A 3,180-nucleotide genomic window follows, 5' to 3' on the forward strand; every position below is an offset into this window, starting at 1 on the left:
GTGCCGGCACCGCCGAGGTCGAAGGCCGAGACCGAGCCGACCATCGCGAAGACGTCCGTGCAGCCGGCGGCGTAGGCCTGCTGGTCGGCGGAGGCGTCGGTGCGGCTGTCGTAGGTCTTCAGCACGAGCGAGCGCCCGCAGATGCCGTCGGGGTTGGCCTTGTTGTAGTAGGTGACGTAGGCCTTCATGGCGTCCTGAGCGGTCTCGAAGAGACCGGGCACCGGGCCGGAGATGTCGGAGGCGTTGCCGATGGTGATGGTGGAGTCGGTGACGCCGGGGCCGTTCTTGAACCCGTCGCACGAGCCGGCACTGCTCGAGCCGCCCGAGGAGCCACCGGTGGAGCCGCCGGACTCGCTGCCCGAGGTGTCTCCGCCGCTGTCGCCGCCAGAGGTGTCGCCACCGGAGGTGCCACCCGAGGTGCCGCCTGACGAGCCACCCGAGGAGTCGGTGCCTCCCGAGGTGTCGGTGCCGCTGGTGTCGCCGAGGTCGACGCCGCCGACCTCGCCACCGGCGGTGTCGCCCTCGATCGGGACGCCGGAGCCGTCGACCGCGACGGTGCCGACGGTGCCGCCGCTGCCGCGCACGTCTTCCGGGTTGAGGTTCGAGCCGCACGCCGCCAGGGAGAGGGTCAGGACAGTCGCCACCGAGGTGGCGAGCAGGCGGTGGGAAAGGCGGTGGCGCTTCACGAGACCTCCGGAGTCGAGCTGAAAACTAGAACAGGTACTAGTTCAACGATGCTCGACCATAAAGGTGACGCGGGTCACCGCACCAGTTCTGTCCCAAATTCAGCACACCCCAAGGGGTGCCCGCAGCAGAACCGGACAATGCGCGAGGGCTTGCTCAGGCCTCGTTGAGGCCTCGTTCAGGCCCCCCTCAGGCCTTGGAAGCCCTCGCCTCGGCCAGCGCGTAGAGCGTCACGGAGGCCGCGACGCCGGCGTTGAGCGACTCCAACGAGCTGGCCATCGGGATCGAGACCAGACGGTCACACGTCTCGGAGACCAGTCGGGAGAGCCCGCCACCCTCGGCGCCGACCACGATCACGAGGGGTCCGCGGGCCAGGTCGCGGTCAGCGGTGGCCTCGGTGAGGGTCAGGTCGCCGTCCGCAGCCAGACCCAGGACCATGCAGCCCTCATCCTGGTAGGCCTTGAGCTGGCGCACCAGGTTGACGGTCTGGGCCACCGGGATCCGGGCAGCAGCACCGGCGCTGGTCTTCCAGGCCGAGGCGGTCATGCCGGCCGCCCGACGCTCGGGGATGACGACGCCGTGAGCGCCGAAGCCGGCGGCGCTGCGCACGATCGCGCCGAGGTTGCGCGGGTCGGTGATCGAGTCGAGGACGACGATCAGCGGCTTCTCGGCGTTCTGCTTGGCGAGGTCGAGCAGGTCGTCCGGGTGGGCGTACTCGTAGGGAGGGATCCGCGCGGCCAGCCCCTGGTGCACCGCACCGGAGGTCATCTTGTCGAGCTCGTTCTTGCTGACCTCGAGAAGGTTGAGGCCCTTGTCCTGCGCCAGCTTGAACGCCTCGCGCAGACGGCTGTCGCGGTCGGCGCCCTCGGCGACGTAGACCGAGGTGATCGGCACGCCCTCGCGGAGCGCCTCGACCACGGAGTTGCGTCCGGCGATCCACTCCGAGTCGGTGCCCTTGCGGCGCGGCTTCATGGCCGCCTTCTTCTTGGCGGCCTGCTCGGACTTGTGGGCCTGGTGGTAGGGCCGATCGGTGGCCTTGGGCGTCGGTCCACGCCCCTCGAGCCCGCGCTTGACGCGTCCACCCGACCCGGCGGTCGGCTTCTTGGTCGACTTGCGGATCGAGCCCTTGCGCTGTGAATTGCCTGCCATCGACTCAACTTCCCCTGGTGATGGACCACTGAGGGCCGGCAGGGGTGTCCTCCACCTCGATGCCGGCCGCCTTGATCTGGTCGCGGATGACGTCCGCGCGCGTGAAGTCCTTGGCAGCGCGCGCCTCGGCGCGCTGCTCGAGCAGTCCGGCGACGAGAGCGTCGACGGCTGCGATCAGGGCGGCGTCGTCGCCGCCGGTGCCGCCCCAGGCCGGATCGGCCGGGTCGAGGCCCAGCACGCCGAGCATCGCGCGCACGGCGGCGGCGTACGGCGCCGGGTCGTCGGCGCGGTTGCCCTCGCGCACGGTGTCGAAGAGCACCGCCACGGCGGCGGGGGTGCCGAGGTCGTCGTCCAGCGCCGCGGCGAACGCCACCGGCACCGACCCGGCCTCGGTCGAGCCGGCCTTCTCCAGGAAGGTCTCGACGCGTCGGAACCCGACCGCCGCCTCCTCGAGTGCGTCGAAGCTGAACTCGACGTGCGAGCGGTAGTGGGCGCTGACCATGTAGAAGCGCAGCTCGATGCCGCGCACCCGCTCGAGCACCTTGGGCACGAGCAGCGAGTTGCCGAGCGACTTGCTCATCTTCTCGCCGGCGGTGGTGATCCAGGCGTTGTGCATCCAGTACGACGCGAACGGGTCGCCGGCCGCGCGCGACTGCGCCTGCTCGTTCTCGTGGTGGGGGAAGCGCAGGTCGACGCCCCCACCGTGGATGTCGAAGGCCGGACCGAGGTACTTGCGCGCCATCGCCGAGCACTCGATGTGCCAGCCGGGACGCCCAGGGCCGTACGGGCTCGGCCAGGCGGCGCTCGGCGGCTCGCTGTCGCGCTTCCAGCCCTTCCAGAGCGCGAAGTCACGTGGGTCGCGCTTGCCCCGCGGGTCAGCGTCGCCCGCAGCTTCCATGTCGTCGATCTTCTGACCGGTCAGCTCGCCGTACGACGCCCACGAGCGGACGTCGAAGTAGACGTCGCCGGAGCCGTCCTCGGCCGCGTAGGCATGACCCCGCTCGACCAGGGTGCCGATCAGCTCGAGCATCTCGGGCACGTGGCCGGTGGCTCCCGGCTCGTAGGTCGGCGGCAGCACGTTGATGCTGGCCAGGGCCTTGGTGAGCTCGGCGTGCATCGCGTAGGCGAGGTTGAACCACGGGCGGCCCTGCTCGGCCGACTTGGTGAGGATCTTGTCGTCGATGTCGGTGACGTTGCGGATGAACGTGACGTCGTAGCCGGTGTGGGTGAGCCAGCGGCGCAGCACGTCGAAGTTGACCGCCGAGCGCACGTGACCCACGTGCGGCTCCGACTGGACCGTCAGACCACACACGTAGATCCCCGCCTTCCCCTCCTCGAGGGGGACGA

General features: G+C 70.3%; 3 protein-coding genes. All 3 read right to left on the reverse strand.

Features of this window, described 5'->3' with window-relative positions:
- Positions 1-686, reverse strand: a 686-nt coding sequence (locus VOI19_RS16930) for a hypothetical protein (protein WP_323794125.1), incomplete at its 3' end; no start/stop codon positions are given.
- Between the two features lie 187 nt (positions 687-873).
- Positions 874-1,833 (reverse strand): 23S rRNA (guanosine(2251)-2'-O)-methyltransferase RlmB, encoded by a 960-nt coding sequence (gene rlmB, locus VOI19_RS16935; protein WP_323794126.1) that lies wholly within the window; start codon positions 1,831-1,833, stop codon positions 874-876.
- Between the two features lie 4 nt (positions 1,834-1,837).
- Positions 1,838-3,180: cysteine--tRNA ligase (gene cysS, locus VOI19_RS16940; protein WP_323794127.1), on the reverse strand; the 1,343-nt coding region annotated here is incomplete at its 5' end.

It is taken from the genome of Nocardioides sp. (genome assembly GCF_034670285.1).
Lineage (GTDB): Bacteria > Actinomycetota > Actinomycetes > Propionibacteriales > Nocardioidaceae > Nocardioides.